A 15,957-nucleotide genomic window follows, 5' to 3' on the forward strand; every position below is an offset into this window, starting at 1 on the left:
GCTCTTGTCGCGCGCGCCGCGGAACTCCGATTCCTTTTCCCACGTCGGCCAGCGGCGGCTGTTGGCCAGCTCGGCGCCCAGGTCGTAGACCAGCAGGGTGTCGGCGGCGTGGCCGCTCGGGTCCCAGCTCGGGGTCCAGGCATCGCAGGCCTGGTGGTAGCAGTCAGCGAAGTACTTCTCGCGCAGCGCGCGGCCGGCTTCAACGCCGCCGTCCAGCTTGTCCAGCCCCGGGCCGATGGTGATCGCCGGCACGCCCAGGCGGGCGAAGGCGAAGTGGTCGGCACGGTAGAAGAAGCCGGCTTCCAGGTTCGGGTCCGGGCTGTAGCTGCGGCCGCGGGCCTTGGCCACGCGCTCCAGGTCACCCTCCAGCGAGACCCGGCCCTTGCCCCACGAGGCGATGTCACGGGTCGCGCCATCCGGGCTGAACATCTCGATGTTCAGCACTGCAGCGGTCTTGTCCAGCGGCGCCAGCGGGTGCGCGGCGTAGTAGCTGGCACCCAGCAGGCCCTTCTCTTCGGCGGTCAGGGCCACGAAGTACAGCGTGCGCTGCGGCTGCGGGCCGGCGGCGAACACGCGGCCCAGTTCCAGCACGGTGGCCACACCGGTGGCGTTGTCGATCGCACCGCGGCGGATGCGGTCACCCTTGGCGTCCGGCTGGCCGATACCAAAGGCATCCCAGTGCGCGGAGAAGATCACGGCCTCGTCGGCGTGTTCACCACCGGGCAGCTTGGCCACCACGTTGCGGGTCACCACCTGCTCGCGCTTGAGCGCGAAATCAACGCTCAGCTTCGCGTTGTCCAGCGCCACCGGGCGGAAGTCGGCGCGCATCGCCTTGCGCTTCTCGGCATCGAAGTCGAGGCCGGCGTCGGCGAAGATCGCCTCGGCCAGTTCGCGCTGCATCCAGCCACGCAGCGGCGTGTGCTGCGCCATCGCCTCGGCCTGGCTGCGCTCGATGTCGAACAGCGGCGAGGTGCCCGAGCTCTTCACCGTGGCCCAGCCATAGGCGGCCGGTGCGGTCTCGTGCACGATCAGCACGCCCTCGGCGCCACGGCGTGCGGCTTCCTCGAACTTGTAGGTCCAGCGGCCGTAGTAGGTCACCGCCTTGCCGTCGAACGCGCCCGGCGCATCGGCTTCGAAATCGGCGTCGTTGATCAGCACGACGGCGATCTTGCCGTGCAGGTCCACGTCCTTGTAGTCGTTCCACTGACGCTCCGGCGCGTCGATGCCGTAGCCGACGAACACCAGCGGCGCATCCTTGATCTGCACGCGCTTGCGCGGCTGCAGGCTCTGCAGGGTCACGTCCACGCCGTTGGCCAGCGCGCGCTTGCCCTGCTTCAGCGACAGGCTGGCCTTGGCCGCGCCGTCCAGCTGCGCGCGCACCAGCGGCACCGGCTGCACCCAGCTGCCGTCCACGCCGCCCGGCTGCAGGCCGTAGCTGCGGAACTGCTCGATCAGGTACTGCACCGTGCGCTCTTCGCCCTCGGTGGCCGGCGCGCGGCCCTCGAATTCATCCGACGCCAGCACGCGCACATGGCGCGACAGTGCCTGCGGATCGATGCCGCCGCCGGGCAGGTCGTTGGCCGCATGGGCCAGGCCACCGACGAACAGGCAGGACGACAGCAGCAACACGCGCATCGGATTCACGGCAGTACCACGGCTAGCTTGGAAGTCACCAGAGTGTAACGTGGTCGTGACATCACGGCGCAGCATGGGCCCACGTCATCCACGCATGGCGTGGATCTACCAGTGGCACACCGGATTCCCGCCGACAGGGCGCGCCCAGGTCAGCGCGATACGCGGTCCAGCCAGCACGCCAGGCCCTGCGCGTTGAGTTCGATGTCCATCGCCAGCACTGCAGTCACCGCGGCATCGTCCAGCGCACAGCCATGCAGCTGTGCACGTTCCAGGTACAGCGCCTGCAGCGCGGCCAGCAGGCAGCGGTGGCGGTCCGGTCGCCCGTCGCACTGGCGGCCGATGGCGGCCATCGCATCGATCTGCTCGAACAGGTCTTCGGCCAGCTTTTCAACCTGCTGCACGCGCCCATAGTGGGTCAGGTACATCGCCTGCGGCGCGTAATCGAGCATGCGCCGGATCGAAGCCTTCATCGCCTCCGGGTCGAACTGCACCGGCGAGGAGGTCGGGAAGATGAAAGCGCCCTGCGCACTGTCCAGCTCGCGGTAGGAGATGCCGAACGTATCGCCGGTGAACCAGCTGCGGCTGCGTGCATCCCACACGCAGTAGTGGTGCAGCGCGTGGCCCGGGGTATGCAGCAGCACCAGCTCGCGGCCGGCCAGGTCGATGCGGTGGCCGTCTTCGGCCACCACCACACGGTGCTCCGGAATCGCCTCGATGCGGCCATAGCTGCGCGCGATCTCTTCGGCGCCGTATACCGCCGTGGCGCCAGCGATCAGCCGGGTCGGGTCGATCATGTGCGGCGCGCCGCGCGGGTGCAGCACCGCCTTCGCATTCGGCAACTGCTGCATCAGCAGGCCTGCACCGCCCGCGTGATCCAGATGCACGTGGGTGAGCAGCAGCCAGTCCACTGCCTCCACGCCCAGGCCGGCATCCGCCAGCGCCTGCAGCATCGCCGGTACCGACAGGCCGGTGCCGCAGTCGACGAACGCAGCGCGGCCGTTTTCAACGATCAGGTAAGCCGCGTCGAAATCCGGGCGCTGGAAGCCGGTATCGATGGTGTGGATGCTGGGGTCGGCGGTCATCGGCACGCACCTGGCAGGATCGGGAACAGACCCCCATGGTAGGCGCGCAGGCGGCCCGGGTTCGATGCGGCTTTGGTCGGGTAGTGCCGGCCGCTGGCCGGCAACCTCGGGATAACCAGGAGAATGCATGTGCCGGCCAGCGGCCAGCACTACCGATCAGCCGGAGCGCAATGCGAACCGCGGCCGCAGCAACAGGGCCAGCACCAGCACCGCCAGGAACGCCCCGTAGGCATACAGCACCGCCAGCACCTGCGGCCAGATCGGGCCGGCGCCGGGCTGCACCACACCGATGCGGTAGCCCCACAGCATCGACACGATGCTCAGCGCGAACGCCAGTACCAGGGTGGTGCCATCGAACAGGCGCCGCCGCGCGGTACGCGGCTGGCGCGGGAACAACCAGTACAGGCTGCCCAGCAGCAGGAACCAGGGCAGGAACAGCAGCAGCGACAACCAGGCCATCGCAGACTCCATGTCATCGCGCCGGAGGCGCGTGGACATCATGCCATGGGTCAATGCCGTGGTAGTGCCGGCCGCTGGCCGGCATTTCCGAGAACCTGGGGAACGTGCAGTTGCCGGCCAGCGGCCGGCACTACCCCTTACGCTTCGCGCAGCACGGCCAAGGCAGCCAGCACGACATCGACCTCGGCGTCCAGCTTGAACAGCTCGCTCTGCAGCTGGTCACCCTGCTCGGCCTGCTTGATCACCGCGATCAGCTGGCCCGCATCGCGCGGCGAATCGAAGCCTTCGCTCTGGATCAGCAGCGTGCCGTCACCGGCGGTCAGCTTGAAGTAGAAGCGGCCATCCTTTTCGCGGTACTGCTTGAACAGCGGCGGTGCCACGCGGGCCACGCCGGCATCCTCGCTGGCGATGTCGCCCGCAGTGGACAGGTCGCGCAGGCCCACCGCATGGCGCAGCTCGTCCAGCAGCGGTGCCGCCAGCTGCTCGCGCAGCTGCTGGCCGCGGCGCTTGAGCAATGCTTCGATCTTCTCCGGCTCGGCCATCAGCGCGTTGTAGCGCTCGCGCAGCGGCGACAGCTCGCTGTCGATGCGCTCGAACAGCTGCTGCTTGGCATCGCCCCAGCTGATGCCCGCGGCGAACGCCCTGGCGAACTCCGCGGTCTGTTCCGGGGTGGCGAACGCCTGGTACATCTGGAACAGCGCCGAGCCCTCGGTGTCCTTCGGCTCGCCCGGTGCGCGCGAGTCGGTCAGGATCGAGAACACCAGCTTCTTCAGCTCCTCGCGCGGCACGAACAGCGGAATGGTGTTGTGGTAGCTCTTGCTCATCTTGCGGCCGTCGAGGCCCGCCAGCGTCGCCACCTGCTCGTCGATCACCACGTCCGGCAGCGGGAAATACTCCTTGCCGTACACGTGGTTGAAGCGCTGGGCGAAATCGCGCGCCATCTCGATGTGCTGGATCTGGTCACGGCCCACCGGTACCTGGTTGGCCTTGAAGATCAGGATGTCGGCGGCCATCAGCACCGGGTACATGAACAGGCCGGCGCTGACGCCTGCGTCCTCGTCCACGCCTTCCTCGCGGTTCTTGTCCACCGCCGCCTTGTAGGCGTGCGCGCGGTTGAGGATGCCCTTGCTGGCGATGGCGGTCAGGAACCACATCAGCTCGGTGGTCTCGCGGATGTCGCTCTGGCGGTAGAACCACACGTGTTCCGGGTCCAGGCCGCAGGCCAGCCAGCTGGCCGCGATCTCCAGGGTCGCGCGCTGGGTGCGCTGCGGGTCCTGCGACTTGATCAGGCTGTGCAGGTCGGCCAGGAAGAAGAAGCTCTCGATCCCCGGCGCACGGCTGGCCGCGATGGCCGGACGGATGGCGCCAACGTAGTTGCCCAGGTGGGGCGTGCCGGAGGGGGTGATGCCGGTAAGGACTCGGGTCGTCATGACTGCGTGGGGTAACCTTCGATGAACGGGGCCAGTTTACCTTGCACGCCACCAACCCCGTCAGGGCCTGCGGCGCGTTCATTCACGCAACCCCGCTGGAGACGCCCGATGAAACGCCTGCTGCCCCTGCTGCTGATCCTGCCCCTGGCCGGCTTCCGCCCGGCTCCCGTGCCGCCGCCGGTGTACGAGGGCGGCCCCGTGCGCATGGCCCTGGTCGACCGCGACCGCGGCACCGAACTGCGCAGCTACCCGCCCGAAGGCCAGCGCTGGGTGGCCGGCGAGCGCGGCCATCGCTACGCCGTGCGCCTGTACAACGACAGCCCGCGCCGGGTGCTGGTGGTGCTGTCGGTAGACGGCATCAACGCCATCTCCGGCGAAGATGCCGATCCTTCGCAGACCGGCTACGTGCTCAACCCCGGCCAGCGCGCCGACATCACCGGCTGGCGCAAGAGCCAGGACGAAGTGGCGCAGTTCGTGTTCAGCAGCCCCAGCGGCAGCTATGCCAGCCGCACCGGCCGCCCGGACAACATCGGCGTGGTCGGCGTGGCCGTGTTCGAGGAGGCGCGCCGCTGGTATCCGCAGCCGATCCTGCGCCGTGGCCTGCCTGCGCCGGCACCGGCCGCCGAAGCGGCCGCTGACGCAAGCGCCAGCCGCATCGAGGGCTACGCCAACAAGTCGCAGGCGCCAGCGCTGGGCACCGGCCATGGTGCACGCGAACAGTCCTCGGTGCGCGATACCGACTTCGAGCGTGCCAGCCGTAGTCCCGCACAGGTGCTGCAGCTGCGCTACGACAGCGCCCGCAACCTGCGCGCGCGCGGCATCCTGGTGGATTCGCCGTCGCGCCTGCCGCGCGAACCGCAGGCCTTCCCCAACCGCTACGTGCCGGATCCGCCGGCACGCTGATCGCCCGCCCAGACAGCACAACGCCCGCTACCTCACGGTGCGGGCGTTGTGCTGCGGGGGAAACGAAAGCGGCTTACTTGTAGTCCGGATAGTCCTTGCTCACGCTGTCCTGGAACTCACGGACTTCCTTCTCGGCGCGGTCCTTGGCCCAGCCATAACGTTCCTGCAGGCGGCCGGCCAGATACTCGGCATTGCCTTCGGCCACATCGAAGTCGTCGTTGGTCAGATCGCCCCACTTGGCCTGGGCCTTGCCCTTCAGCTGCGACCACTTGCCGGAAATGATGTCTTTGTTCATTGCTGGGAGTCCTTGGTTGCAACGGCGTTCTTACCGTGGCTCCAGCTTCGCGCAGCAGCCGTTGGGCAGCGGTCAACCGACCATGAAAACGCTGCTCACCTGCTTGAATGGTTCACTCCGCTTCGACAGCACGCAGCGAAAAGCACGCACAAAAAAGGCCGGGGAAACCCCGGCCTTTTCTCTTTCCGTTCCGTGCAGGGCTCAACGGCCCTTGGCGGTGTCCTCAACCTTCTCACCCGCCTTCTGCACGTCCTTGCCGGCACCGGCAATGGTGTTGCAACCGGCCAGCAGGGCCACCGAGAACATCGACAACAGCATCAGGGCAACTACGCGCTTCATGGGCTTCTCCTTGGGTTTGCCGCTACACCGCTTCATTCGCGGATGGGATTCTTTCGCTCGGCGGGAGAAGGCCAACGCCCACCACCGCCGCGTGAAGTGCAATCTGGCGGCAGCGGCGTGGAGCGGGTGTGAACGGATCGACGATCCGTTCAGGCCGGGTGCTCAGTCGCGCATCAGGGTGGACTTGCCGAACAGGCTTTCGACCAGGTCCACGGCCAGCTCGGCGGTGGCATTCTGCTTGTCCAGCAAGGGGTTGAGCTCGACGATGTCCAACGACCCCATGCGTCCGGTGTCGGCAATCATTTCCATCACCAGCTGCGCCTCGCGGTAGTTGACTCCACCCGGCACGGTGGTGCCCACGCCCGGCGCGATGCTCGGGTCGAGGAAGTCGACATCGAAGCTGACGTGCAGGTGGGTGTTCTCGTCGATCCCGGCCAGTGCGGCTTCCACCGCGCGCTTCATGCCGTTCTCGTCGATGTAGCGCATGTCGTAGACATCGACCTTGTGGGTCTTGATCAGGCGCTTCTCTTCCGGGTCCACCGAGCGGATGCCGATCTGGTGCATCTGCGCCGGGGTGATCGCCGGTGCACTGCCACCAAGACGGGTCAGCGCATCCGGGCCGAGGCCGCACAGGCAGGCCACCGGCATGCCATGGATGTTGCCCGACGGAGTCACGTCGCTGGTGTTGAAATCCGAATGTGCATCCAGCCACAGCACGCGCAGGGTCTTGCCCTGCTCGCGGCACCAGCGCGCCACCGCGGTGATCGAACCGATGCCCAGGCAGTGGTCGCCGCCGAGCATGATCGGCATGCGGCCGGCCTGCAGTTCGGCGTAGCTGGCTTCCATCAGCGCATGGTTCCACGCCACCACTTCATCCAGGTGGCGGTAGCCTTCCACCGGCGCGGTCCACGGGTTGCGCGGGCCATCCAGGTTGCCCAGGTCGCGCACGTCCACGCCGCGCGCCTCCAGCGCCTCCGGCAGGCCCGCCACGCGCAGCGCTTCCGGCCCCAGCCGGGCACCGCGATGGCCCGCACCGACATCGGTGGGAACGCCAATCAGGGATACGGAGATGGGATGGGCCATGGGTGCCTCCTGCGGTGGGGAAAAAGAAGCACAGTCTAGCCAGAGCTGTGTGACACCACTCGCGGCGGTGCAGCAGGGCATTGGCATGGCATGATGCCGCGCGGACCCGACCGCCCTTCATGGAAGATTGCGATGTCGCCCTTCATCAACACTGCCTGGCCGCGCTTTTTCACCGTGGCGCTGCCCATCGCCCTTTTTGCGGTTCTGTTGAACAGCATGGTCGATGCGCCACACCACGGCTGGCTGATCCAGACGGCGCTCCTGCTGGCGCCGTTCTCCATCCTGGTGTTCCTTGGGCTTGGCTGGCAGCGTATGCGCAAGGCACACGCCGAACACCCGATTCTGAAAAGCGAGCTGCCCCGTGTGGCGACGGCATTGATCGGCAACGTGAAGCTGGCGGCGCTATGGTTCGGCCTGACCTTCGTTGGCATGTTCACCCTGATGCTGGCGTGGGTGTTGCTGTATAGGTCCTGCAGCTGAAGCCTGCCCCAACCCGCTGCGCGCTCAGCGTTCGCGGCGGCGCACCGGCGTCACGCTCTGCACCTGGCCGTTGTTGCGCATCATGCACAGGAAGCGGCCATCGGGGTAATCGATGATCAGTTCCTGGTAATCGCTGCCCACCGGCATCTGGGTGACCAGAGCGCCCTGCGCGCCCTTGCGCATGTTGCAGGCGCCCAACGCGGTATCGCCTGCCGGCGCGGGGGTAGTCACCGAGGACACATTGCGGAACACCGCGCGGCAGCCGCCATTGACCCACACCGAGTGCCGCGACAGGCCCCAGTTCTTGCCCTCCTCGCAGCGGGTACGGCTGAGCTGGCGCACGATTTCCACATTGCCACGGGTATTCAGATCGCACGACACCTGTTGCTGGCCGGTGGATTCGCAAGTGACTTCGCGCGGCAGCGCGGCATCCCCGGCGGCAGCGTCGCCAGGGCGGGCGCTGTTTGTGGCGGGCGCGGGCGCACCGCTGCTACTGACCTGGCAGATGCCATTGGCGCCGCCTCGGCCGGTGTAGCTGACCTGCGGCGAGGCGTCATCGTTGCGGCTGATCGACAGGGTGATGCCGCTGTTGACATCGCGTGCTTCGAAATAGCGGTCGTTGAAACGTTTCAACGCCGTCTCGCGGCCCTGCACGTAGACCGGCCCGCCTTCATCAGCGTGCACATCGATACCGCCCGGGCAGCTGGCGTTGAAGAACGGCACGGCGGCCATGGCCGGGGCTGCGAACGCGGCGGACAACAATGCGACGGTGAGCGGCAGGGCGTGGCGACGCATGGGCGAGTCCTGACGGATGTGTACTCCCAGTATGCGGTTAGGGTCGGAAGCGGTCTGTGAGGAGAATCAAAATGCGGGCGGTGCATTTTGGCCCTCGTGTTTGTCAGGTTCACAACGTCACTGCCCCGGTTATCGAATCAAGAAGGCCCGCTGCTGGCATGAGCACACCCTATCCAAACCTGAAACCTGTACTTGTGGAGCTGCGATTGGACGAAGTGGATTCGCACGGCGGCGCTGTTGCCGAGATGATCGCCTCCACCGCGCGGCCCATGGCGCTTTCGATAAGCCCTGAACTCATGTGGTACAGCTTCGTACTGAATGACCGCACCATCACCCGGATCACGCCTGGCACGCGGGCACACTGCACGATCTCATTCATCAACCATGACGGTGCGAAGGAGGCACTCCCCGATGGCACCGTGGCCGCCTTCGGAGATGGATCGGCAAGAAGAGGGTTGATCCGCATCATTCGGTTTGATTGAAGCTGATCGCTCCGGCGTTCTCGAGGCGGAAGAGGTGAAGCACACTGCCTTGATGCCTCACACGGCGCTGGCATGCAGCCTCACATCCAAGGCACGGGTCACCTTCAGGATGGTCGCGAAATCAGGGCTGCGCTCGCCGGACAGTGCGCGATACCAGTTTTCCCGTGACAGGCCTGCGGCAAGTACCCACACGGGCGTAGTTCGGGCTGCTCGTCGCAGAGATGGGCCCTTACTCCCGTATCAGTCGGTGTCCGGGAGCCTCGGCTGTTCTTGCCGCCGAAGGCCTCCTTGACCGCCATGGCAACTGCCGGCCATTCTCTGGCCAGATCGTCAGACCGGTTATTTCACATAGTATTGGCCTGACTCACGTGCCGATACCAACGTTTCCGATCATCCATCAAAGGTTGCCGAAAGCGCTATTGGAAGTCGAACCTACCGTGCACAGTAGTACGGAAAAACGGGAAACGATAGCGAGCGAACGGGATCAGCTGCGATGACCTCCGCATCACCGAATGCAGCATAGGCAATGCTTGCCCGTAAAGTTTGGCCTGGCTCCAAGCGAACCTCACCACATCCTCCAGGGCAGTATGTCGTCATAAGTGCCTTCGGATGTAGAGGACCAGTGGCCGTGGTCAAGGCTGCACCTTCGTACCCCATCGGAAATGTGCCATCTTCGGCAGGCCAGCTTTCCTTCGAAAGGCATAAGGGCGTGCCAACGGCAGACGCCAAGGTTACGTCGTATCGCCGCTTCGTTGGGTTATCAACCACCGAAACACTGAAATCCCGGGGTTCTGCGCGCCGAAATGGACTAGCGCAGGCAGCGATCGCCATGCACAGCAAGGTGCCTGCCAGAATCCTGTTCATCGAGCTTGGTCCATGATGTGGTCAGGATTGATAAGGCGCTGCTGGCTGGGCAGCGTCTTGAAGATATTCTGTTGCTGAGGGGATCCGAACTTGTATGCCGTGTCGCCATTAAAGAACTGGTCCTTATACCCCAGCACTGCATGCCCGGTTTCGTGACCTGCCCCCCAAGCCAACCTTGACGGATCATTGAAACTCACGTGCGTAGTATTGACTATGACCATTTTCGGCCCGGTGGTAGGCACGCCCGCCAAGGTATCTCCACCGGCCCCATATGCCGCGTTGATTTGCGCACCCGTCATACCATTGGCTGGAATAGCGCCCGCACTGGTATCCCGCAATGCCGCAGCCATTGAGCTCATATCTGAGGCAGCTTTCGCCATGTTCTCTGGAGTGGCTGAGCCAGCACCGAAGTTGCGTTGGAAAGACTTCTCCGCACGCTGGAGTGCTTTGCCCCCTTCGGCCAGTGCACCGTTGATCTTGCCCGCCGCTTTCTCCAAGCTGCCAGCGGCGCTCTGCTGGGCGCGGTCGAACTGATTCCACTGCCTGTCCGTCCAGCCGGTACCACGCGACAGGCGCCCGTCCGGGTCGGTAAAGCTATAGGGATTGTTGTTCCCATACCAGTAGCGGTTGTAGTTGGCGCCCGTATTTGGATCGGCTTGTACGGGATCGGCTGAAACGAACCGGGCCGACGCACTGGAAGCGATGGCGCACAGCGCCACGGTCAACAGCCCTGGAATGGCAATGCGCATCACAGTCCTCTTCTCGCGCGTTCGCGCTGGATGGATTGTAGGTAGCTGGCTTCCTGCTCCGGCGTTTTCTGCGTCCAACCAAGTGATTCGGCCTTGGCAAGCCATGCCAGATTCTCGCGAGTCAAACGGTGAAATTCCCCGTGCAACTCAGGTGGCAGATCTTCCGCATTCGAATACCTGGAGCGGATGCGTTGCTGGGTCTGGATGTAGTAGGCATTCGCCTTCCATATCATCGCTACCGGGTCCTTCGGATTGGCGGCCAGCGCCAGATCGGCCACGGCCATGAGCGCATCGGCGTCCTTCTTCGCCCCGTAGTGCTCCATCAGTGTGCTGGCGATGGCGCCTATCCCTTCGTGCGGCAGCAGCGGGCGCAAGTAAAGTCCATTGTCCAATGACGCCTCGGTGATCCCCGTTTCACGCTGGTAGCTGCTGTCGTATTTGAAGCCGCCCGCAGTGGCTTCAACGTTCAACCACATCTGCTGCTCGTCGTCGGCGAACTTCACCAGCAGGTGATTGGGCGCCGTAGCAAGCGCGACAGTCAGCCCCAGCCGCTGGCCCAGGATGACAAAGAGAATGGGCATTGAGACGCAGTTGCCCTTGCGTGTGGCCAAGTAGGTAGCTAGCTGCTTGTTCTTCGGATTCTTACCCAGTGGGTCCGACAGGTCGTAGGTAAAAGGCTTCCCCTAGTTCCACTCGCCCGGCATGTAAAGCGTCTTGAGCAAAGCGTCGAGGACCTGTCGCGCCGTCGGGTTGCCAGGCACATTGCCGCGTACAGCGTGCTCCCACTGATCGACTTGCCGACGCACTGCCACAGTGTCAGTGGACGGATCAATGATGCTATCCACTACCAGCTTGGCGGCGACATAGTCGACACGATCGTCAGGCAGTTGAAACTGGGCATGCAAGGGCGAAGGGTCATCAGCGGCCAAGGCAAGCGGGGCCAGAGCAAACAAACACGCGCCCCAAGCCCGTTCGATCCATCGGCGGCTTGCCTGTCTCCCCATGGCATTCCCTTCCCTTGCCCTCTGATGATCCTATGCGCTGTCAACGGCCACTGTCCAATTGCCACCCTCGACCTGCAGGCAGACGCCCGACTCTTCAACGGCGAAGTTATCCCCCAAAGGATGACGCTCTTGTCGCCCGACATGAAGCCCAGGGGGCCGATGTACCCGCCACACTCATTCTTGGCGTTGGCCCGGCCACAGGCGACGATGCCGAACTCCTCAGTGAAGTTGGCGCACACGTCCCGGACCTGCACGGCGTCCGGGTCCCAAGGGGGCCCGTGAACGGGCCGGCGTGTCGCAGGTCGATCTGGCCGAACGGCTGGGCAACACGCAGACGCTCGTGTCGAAGTGCGAGCGCGGGGACGTCGGATAGAGGCCGGGAGCGGATCAAGTTCTCCGAGGCGCTCGGCCTGCTGGGCGAGTACCTCGAGCAGCGCGCTGCCAGACTCCAGCCGAAGTCCAGAAAGAGCAAAGCAAAGGGGCGCTGACTGTACGATGGTGCCGCTTATCCGAATCGAACGGATGACCTACTGTTTACAAGACAGTTGCTCTACCAACTGAGCTAAAGCGGCATGGGTGCATCACCGGCGGCAGTGCCGCGGTCCGGGGGATTCTAGCGCAATCGCGCGCATTCCAGCGACCGGCTCTGCGCCGCCCCGCTGCGCTGCTGGGCCTGGGCCGGCTGCGTGCCTGCCGCCAGCTGCCCTTCCAACCACCATTGGCCGGCGTCGCCGCTGGCGACCAGGCGCGGCTGGAAGCCTGCGGCCTGCACCGCTGCCATGCGGCGCTCGGCGCCTTCGCGGTTGCGGTACTGGCCCAGCGCCACGGCGTTGGCTTCCTCGCCCTGGCTGATGATGTAGTAGTCGCTCAGGCCTGCGGCGACGATGCGCTTCACCGTGGCCTGGGCCTCGTCGCGATTGGCGGCGGCCGGCAGCATCACCCGGTAGCGGGCGCCGCCGCTGGCAGCAGGCTGTTCGCGCAGGCGCACCTGGTTGAGCACAGCACCGGCCCTGCCCTGTGCACTGGTCGCGGCGGCACGGTCGGCGAACGGACCCAGCGCGATACAGCGCGGCGGCTCGGCAGCCGCAGGCGGAGCTGCGGGCTTTTCCGGTGCCGGTGCGGGCGCCGCCACGGGTTTGGCAGCGGCGGCAATCGATGCAGCGGCAGGCGCAGCCTCGGCCGTCTGCGGCTTGGCAACGTCCTGCTTTGCCGGCACGGCTGGCGCAGGCGTCGCAGCCACGGTGGTCTTCGCCGCTGGTTCGCGTTCCACCAGCGGCGAGGCCGGGGCGGCAACGGTGGCTGCGGCGGCCGCGGTTGCATCAACGCCACCGGGCACCCAGCGCAGCTCGGCCACGCCAACGGGTTGCGGCGGCGGCGCAGGCTTCTGCGGTGCATCGCGCAGCAGCCACCAGCAGGCGACGCCAAGATTGAGGATGGCCAGTACGACGATCAGGGCACGGGTCAGCATGCGCGGATACTAGCCTGCGGGCTGGTGCACCGCCCAGCGGGCGAGGCCATCCAGCACCAGCGACGGGTGGTAGTCGGCGCCAGGCAGCAGCGGCATCAGCGCCGGTGCGCCGCCACCGTGCACCAGCAGCGACGGTGCCACGCCCAGCAGCGCATGCGCCTGCTGCGCGCTGCGTTCGATCAGCGCCACCGCCGCACCGTCGCAGCCGGAGGCCAGCGCGTCAGCGGTGTCGTTGGCAAATTCGCTGTAGTCGCCGCCGGTCGCGGGCAGCTGCACGGCACGGGCATGCAGCGCTTCACGCATGGTGGTGGGCGACGCGGAAATGCGGCCGCCGTGGTGCTGGCCGTCGGCGTCGAGCAGGTCGATCGTCAAGGCGGTGCCCACGCCAACCACCAGCACCGGGCGCTGCGCCTTGGCAGCGGCCAGCAGGGCCAGGAAGCGATCGACACCGAATTTTTCCGGCTTGGCATAGGCAATGCGCACGCCCGCGCATTCGGCGCTGGTGCGCACCACATGCACATGCTCGAAGCGGCGCTGCAGCTGGTCCAGCATGGCGCTGGTCAGCGACGGCGCAGCCACGCTGGCCACGAACGCGGTGGTGCCGCTGGGCAGGCTGTGCGGCGGCTGCCCGGCCATGCCTTCGGCGCCGTGCGCCCAGGCCTGCACGTCGCCGGCACGGTCACCCTGCAACGGCGCGAACTTGAAGCGCGAGTTGCCCAGGTCGAACAACCAATCGCTCATGCCGCCCTCACGCTGACTTCGCCGGCGTGCAGCAGGCGTTCCTGGCCATCGATGCGCACGCGCAGCGCGCCGTCGTCAGCCAGGCCAAGTGCGGTGCCGTGCTGCCACTGTCCTTCCAGTTCCACGCGCACTTCGCGGCCGGCCAGCATGTCGAACGCGGCGTAGCGCGGCAGGAACGGAGCGAGGCCTTCGCGATCGAATTCTTCCAGCGCCGGCAGCAGGCGCGTCAGCACGGCAGCAACGACCACGTTGCGGTCCACCGGCTTGCCGGCCAGCGTATCCAGGTCCACCCACGGCTGGGTGATCTGCTCGGCGAACGACGGCGGCATGTGCGTGTTGATGCCGATGCCGATCACCGCGCGCGCCGGGCCCGCGTATTCGCCACCACCTTCCGCGAGCAGGCCGACCAGCTTGCGGCGGCCATCGACGATCAGGTCGTTCGGCCATTTCAGCTGCGCCTGGGTATAGCCCAGGTCGTGCAGCGCTTCGGCCACGGCGATACCGGCCACCAGGCTCAGCCCGGCCAGGCGGCCAAGGCCACCGGAGTACAGGCGCAGCACCGACAGGTAGATATGCGCGGCCAGCGGCGAGGCCCAGGTACGGCCACGACGGCCACGGCCACCGGTCTGGCGCTCGGCCAGCAGGACGCTCACCCCGCGCTGGGGCGCGCTGCAACGCAGCAATTCGGCGTTGGTCGAGTCGACCGTCCAGGCCACCTGCAGGTCGTGCAGCAGGGGCAGAACCCCGGCAGGCAGGCCAGCACGGATCGCGTCCGGGTCCAGCAGGTCGACCGGGCGGGTCAGGCCATAGCCTTCGCCGGCGCGGCCCTCGACGTCCACACCGGCGGCTCTAAGTCCTTGAATACGCTTCCAAATGGCCGCCCGGGTCTGGCCCAGCTCACGGGCCAGGGCGTCGCCGGACAGGCGACCGGCAGCGAGTTTGGCCAGCAATTGGCGATCGTCCACGGCAGCTTCCACGAAGTCAGGAAGGAATTATGCGGGAAAGCCGCCAGCGACGCCCGCCACGCTGGGTTCCGCGGGGGCTTCCAACGGAGCGGCAAGTTCGGGCTAGAATCGGGAACTCACCTTCCCTTAACGTGGATGTCGTCAATGCGCCGTTATGCCCATTGCCTGATCCTGCTGATGATGCCCTTCGCGGCGTCTGCCACAGCAGCGCTGGACGACAGCCGCGGCGCCTGCGTGTCGTCCAACGGTGATGCCGCCTCTCAGCGCGCACCGACCGCGACCGCCTCGTCAGCCACCACCAAGCCGGCGGCAGTACGCCCGGCCGCCAGCAGTGCCACCAGCACCGGCGGCGGTGGCAGCGACGATGACGTGCTGCAACGCATCCGTGCGCCGAAGTGGCACAGCTACCTGCCGGGAATGTTCCGCTGATCAAGTCGTTGCTGCAGTGGCTGCGGCCTGCGCCGCGGCCGATCGACGATGCACTGTGGGAAGACGCCTGCCGCCGCGCGGCCTGGCTGCACGGCCTGGACGACGAACGCCGCGCGCGCCTGCGCGTACTGGCCACGCGCTTCCTGCACGAGAAGACCATTACCCCGATCGGCGAGCTGCAGCTGCAGGCCGGTGACGGTGTGCTGCTGGCCGCGCTGTGCTGCCTGCCGCTGCTGGAGTTCGGCGAAGTGGGCCTGGAAGGCTGGTCGCAGCTGATCGTCTACCCCGATGCATTCCGCGTACATCGCAGCCACATGGATGCGGCCGGCGTGCTGCACGAATGGGATGACGAACTGATTGGCGAGTCGTGGGACAGCGGTCCGTTGATCCTGTCCTGGGCCGATGTGCAGGCCGACCTGGCGGCGCCGCACGAGGGCTACTGCGTGGCGGTGCACGAGATGGTGCACAAGCTGGATGCACTGGATGGTGCGATGGACGGCACGCCGCCGCTGCCGCGCGAATGGCAGCGCGAATGGGCGGGCATTTTCCAGCGCGCCTACGACGCCTTCTGTGCACAGGTGGACGCAGGCGAGGAAACGCTGATCGATCCGTATGCGGCCGAGGCGCCGGAAGAGTTTTTCGCGGTGGCCAGCGAGTACCACTTCTCGGCGCCGGATCTGCTGCAGCAGGCGTTGCCGGAAGTGGCCGCGCAGCTGCGGCGGTTCTATGGCGAGCCGCCGAAGATCGAAACACG

At 66.3% G+C, this 15,957-nt stretch carries 19 protein-coding genes and 1 tRNA gene; 5 read left to right on the forward strand and 15 right to left on the reverse strand.

Annotation, left to right across the window (positions count from 1 at the left end; all coding sequences use genetic code 11):
* The 4 genes from N5D91_RS23330 to N5D91_RS23345 all read right to left on the reverse strand — a co-directional run.
* A partial coding sequence (locus N5D91_RS23330) for a M28 family metallopeptidase (RefSeq protein ID WP_279922757.1) occupies nucleotides 1-1,635 on the reverse strand: 1,635 nt, incomplete at its 3' end.
* A 149-nt stretch (nucleotides 1,636-1,784) separates the two neighbouring features.
* Nucleotides 1,785-2,717: an MBL fold metallo-hydrolase gene (locus N5D91_RS23335; RefSeq protein ID WP_153856755.1), complete on the reverse strand. Its 933-nt coding sequence runs from the start codon at nucleotides 2,715-2,717 to the stop codon at nucleotides 1,785-1,787.
* A 156-nt stretch (nucleotides 2,718-2,873) separates the two neighbouring features.
* Nucleotides 2,874-3,176, reverse strand: a complete 303-nt coding sequence (locus N5D91_RS23340; RefSeq protein ID WP_014035662.1) for a hypothetical protein — start codon at nucleotides 3,174-3,176, stop codon at nucleotides 2,874-2,876.
* A gap of 137 nt (nucleotides 3,177-3,313) precedes the next feature.
* Nucleotides 3,314-4,606, reverse strand: a complete 1,293-nt coding sequence (locus N5D91_RS23345) for a tryptophan--tRNA ligase (RefSeq protein ID WP_153856754.1) — start codon at nucleotides 4,604-4,606, stop codon at nucleotides 3,314-3,316.
* A 108-nt stretch (nucleotides 4,607-4,714) separates the two neighbouring features.
* Here N5D91_RS23345 and N5D91_RS23350 point away from each other — a divergent pair, with 108 nt between their 5' ends.
* Nucleotides 4,715-5,509 carry a hypothetical protein gene (locus tag N5D91_RS23350; protein ID WP_180855231.1) on the forward strand — a complete coding sequence of 265 codons (795 nt, stop codon included), beginning with the start codon at nucleotides 4,715-4,717 and terminating at the stop codon, nucleotides 5,507-5,509.
* A gap of 73 nt (nucleotides 5,510-5,582) precedes the next feature.
* On the opposite strand, the gene N5D91_RS23355 is transcribed toward N5D91_RS23350, so the two are convergent.
* The 3 genes from N5D91_RS23355 to rocF all read right to left on the reverse strand — a co-directional run bounded on the left by N5D91_RS23355 (nucleotide 5,583) and on the right by rocF (nucleotide 7,226).
* Complete coding sequence (locus tag N5D91_RS23355; protein ID WP_004137109.1) at nucleotides 5,583-5,804, reverse strand: CsbD family protein; 222 nt, start codon at nucleotides 5,802-5,804, stop codon at nucleotides 5,583-5,585.
* Between the two features lie 201 nt (nucleotides 5,805-6,005).
* The gene (locus N5D91_RS23360; RefSeq protein WP_008266021.1) at nucleotides 6,006-6,143 is read right to left on the reverse strand and encodes an entericidin A/B family lipoprotein; all 138 of its coding nucleotides are present in this window, start codon (nucleotides 6,141-6,143) and stop codon (nucleotides 6,006-6,008) included.
* A 162-nt stretch (nucleotides 6,144-6,305) separates the two neighbouring features.
* Nucleotides 6,306-7,226, reverse strand: a complete 921-nt coding sequence (gene rocF, locus N5D91_RS23365) for an arginase (RefSeq protein WP_049431469.1) — start codon at nucleotides 7,224-7,226, stop codon at nucleotides 6,306-6,308.
* Nucleotides 7,227-7,358: 132 nt separating this feature from the next.
* Between rocF and N5D91_RS23370 the strand changes: the two genes are divergently transcribed.
* On the forward strand, nucleotides 7,359-7,706 hold the full coding sequence (locus N5D91_RS23370) for a hypothetical protein (protein WP_110710775.1): 348 nt from the start codon (nucleotides 7,359-7,361) through the stop codon (nucleotides 7,704-7,706).
* Between the two features lie 24 nt (nucleotides 7,707-7,730).
* On the opposite strand, the gene N5D91_RS23375 is transcribed toward N5D91_RS23370, so the two are convergent.
* Nucleotides 7,731-8,501, reverse strand: coding sequence for a DUF3011 domain-containing protein (locus N5D91_RS23375; protein ID WP_110710774.1), 771 nt, complete (start codon nucleotides 8,499-8,501; stop codon nucleotides 7,731-7,733).
* 158 nt (nucleotides 8,502-8,659) lie between these two features.
* On the opposite strand from N5D91_RS23375, the gene N5D91_RS23380 reads away from it, so the two are divergent.
* A complete protein-coding gene (locus N5D91_RS23380; protein WP_164162506.1) occupies nucleotides 8,660-8,983 on the forward strand; it encodes a hypothetical protein in 324 nt (107 codons plus the stop codon).
* 57 nt (nucleotides 8,984-9,040) lie between these two features.
* Here the strand turns inward: N5D91_RS23380 and N5D91_RS23385 are convergent, their stop codons facing one another.
* The 7 genes from N5D91_RS23385 to birA all read right to left on the reverse strand — a co-directional run bounded on the left by N5D91_RS23385 (nucleotide 9,041) and on the right by birA (nucleotide 14,774).
* Nucleotides 9,041-9,175: a hypothetical protein gene (locus N5D91_RS23385; RefSeq protein WP_258011623.1), complete on the reverse strand. Its 135-nt coding sequence runs from the start codon at nucleotides 9,173-9,175 to the stop codon at nucleotides 9,041-9,043.
* Nucleotides 9,176-9,843: 668 nt separating this feature from the next.
* Complete coding sequence (locus N5D91_RS23390) at nucleotides 9,844-10,596, reverse strand: hypothetical protein (protein ID WP_228756465.1); 753 nt, start codon at nucleotides 10,594-10,596, stop codon at nucleotides 9,844-9,846.
* Nucleotides 10,596-11,258: a transglutaminase family protein gene (locus N5D91_RS23395; protein WP_343203052.1), complete on the reverse strand. Its 663-nt coding sequence runs from the start codon at nucleotides 11,256-11,258 to the stop codon at nucleotides 10,596-10,598. Before N5D91_RS23395 ends, N5D91_RS23390 begins: the two co-directional genes overlap by 1 nt.
* Nucleotides 11,259-12,096: 838 nt before the next feature.
* Nucleotides 12,097-12,172: transfer RNA gene (locus tag N5D91_RS23400), tRNA-Thr, on the reverse strand.
* A 41-nt stretch (nucleotides 12,173-12,213) separates the two neighbouring features.
* Entirely contained in the window at nucleotides 12,214-13,068 is an 855-nt protein-coding gene (locus tag N5D91_RS23405) for an SPOR domain-containing protein (protein WP_164162504.1), read from the reverse strand.
* 9 nt (nucleotides 13,069-13,077) lie between these two features.
* Nucleotides 13,078-13,809 (reverse strand): type III pantothenate kinase, encoded by a 732-nt coding sequence (locus tag N5D91_RS23410; protein ID WP_004153755.1) that lies wholly within the window; start codon nucleotides 13,807-13,809, stop codon nucleotides 13,078-13,080.
* Nucleotides 13,806-14,774 carry a bifunctional biotin--[acetyl-CoA-carboxylase] ligase/biotin operon repressor BirA gene (birA, locus tag N5D91_RS23415; RefSeq protein WP_110710770.1) on the reverse strand — a complete coding sequence of 323 codons (969 nt, stop codon included), beginning with the start codon at nucleotides 14,772-14,774 and terminating at the stop codon, nucleotides 13,806-13,808. The genes N5D91_RS23410 and birA overlap by 4 nt, the downstream gene beginning before the upstream one ends.
* A gap of 144 nt (nucleotides 14,775-14,918) precedes the next feature.
* On the opposite strand from birA, the gene N5D91_RS23420 reads away from it, so the two are divergent.
* Together N5D91_RS23420 and N5D91_RS23425 are read left to right on the forward strand one after the other, a co-directional pair.
* Nucleotides 14,919-15,203, forward strand: a complete 285-nt coding sequence (locus N5D91_RS23420; RefSeq protein WP_110710769.1) for a hypothetical protein — start codon at nucleotides 14,919-14,921, stop codon at nucleotides 15,201-15,203.
* The coding region (locus tag N5D91_RS23425) for a M90 family metallopeptidase (RefSeq protein ID WP_180855235.1) at nucleotides 15,170-15,957 on the forward strand (788 nt) is incomplete at its 3' end. The genes N5D91_RS23420 and N5D91_RS23425, both read left to right, overlap by 34 nt.

Source organism: Stenotrophomonas sp. GD03794, from assembly GCF_029842145.1.
In the GTDB taxonomy this organism is placed as follows: domain Bacteria; phylum Pseudomonadota; class Gammaproteobacteria; order Xanthomonadales; family Xanthomonadaceae; genus Stenotrophomonas; species Stenotrophomonas riyadhensis.

Coding starts and splice junctions, on each gene's coding strand:
- N5D91_RS23335 (WP_153856755.1), bottom strand. CDS start 2,717: ATGACCGCCGACCCCAGCATCCACACCATCGATACCGGCTTCCAGCGC.
- N5D91_RS23340 (WP_014035662.1), bottom strand. CDS start 3,176: ATGGCCTGGTTGTCGCTGCTGCTGTTCCTGCCCTGGTTCCTGCTGCTG.
- N5D91_RS23345 (WP_153856754.1), bottom strand. CDS start 4,606: ATGACGACCCGAGTCCTTACCGGCATCACCCCCTCCGGCACGCCCCAC.
- N5D91_RS23350 (WP_180855231.1), top strand. CDS start 4,715: ATGAAACGCCTGCTGCCCCTGCTGCTGATCCTGCCCCTGGCCGGCTTC.
- N5D91_RS23355 (WP_004137109.1), bottom strand. CDS start 5,804: ATGAACAAAGACATCATTTCCGGCAAGTGGTCGCAGCTGAAGGGCAAG.
- N5D91_RS23360 (WP_008266021.1), bottom strand. CDS start 6,143: ATGAAGCGCGTAGTTGCCCTGATGCTGTTGTCGATGTTCTCGGTGGCC.
- rocF (WP_049431469.1), bottom strand. CDS start 7,226: ATGGCCCATCCCATCTCCGTATCCCTGATTGGCGTTCCCACCGATGTC.
- N5D91_RS23370 (WP_110710775.1), top strand. CDS start 7,359: ATGTCGCCCTTCATCAACACTGCCTGGCCGCGCTTTTTCACCGTGGCG.
- N5D91_RS23375 (WP_110710774.1), bottom strand. CDS start 8,501: ATGCGTCGCCACGCCCTGCCGCTCACCGTCGCATTGTTGTCCGCCGCG.
- N5D91_RS23380 (WP_164162506.1), top strand. CDS start 8,660: ATGAGCACACCCTATCCAAACCTGAAACCTGTACTTGTGGAGCTGCGA.
- N5D91_RS23390 (WP_228756465.1), bottom strand. CDS start 10,596: ATGCGCATTGCCATTCCAGGGCTGTTGACCGTGGCGCTGTGCGCCATC.
- N5D91_RS23405 (WP_164162504.1), bottom strand. CDS start 13,068: ATGCTGACCCGTGCCCTGATCGTCGTACTGGCCATCCTCAATCTTGGC.
- N5D91_RS23410 (WP_004153755.1), bottom strand. CDS start 13,809: ATGAGCGATTGGTTGTTCGACCTGGGCAACTCGCGCTTCAAGTTCGCG.
- N5D91_RS23420 (WP_110710769.1), top strand. CDS start 14,919: ATGCGCCGTTATGCCCATTGCCTGATCCTGCTGATGATGCCCTTCGCG.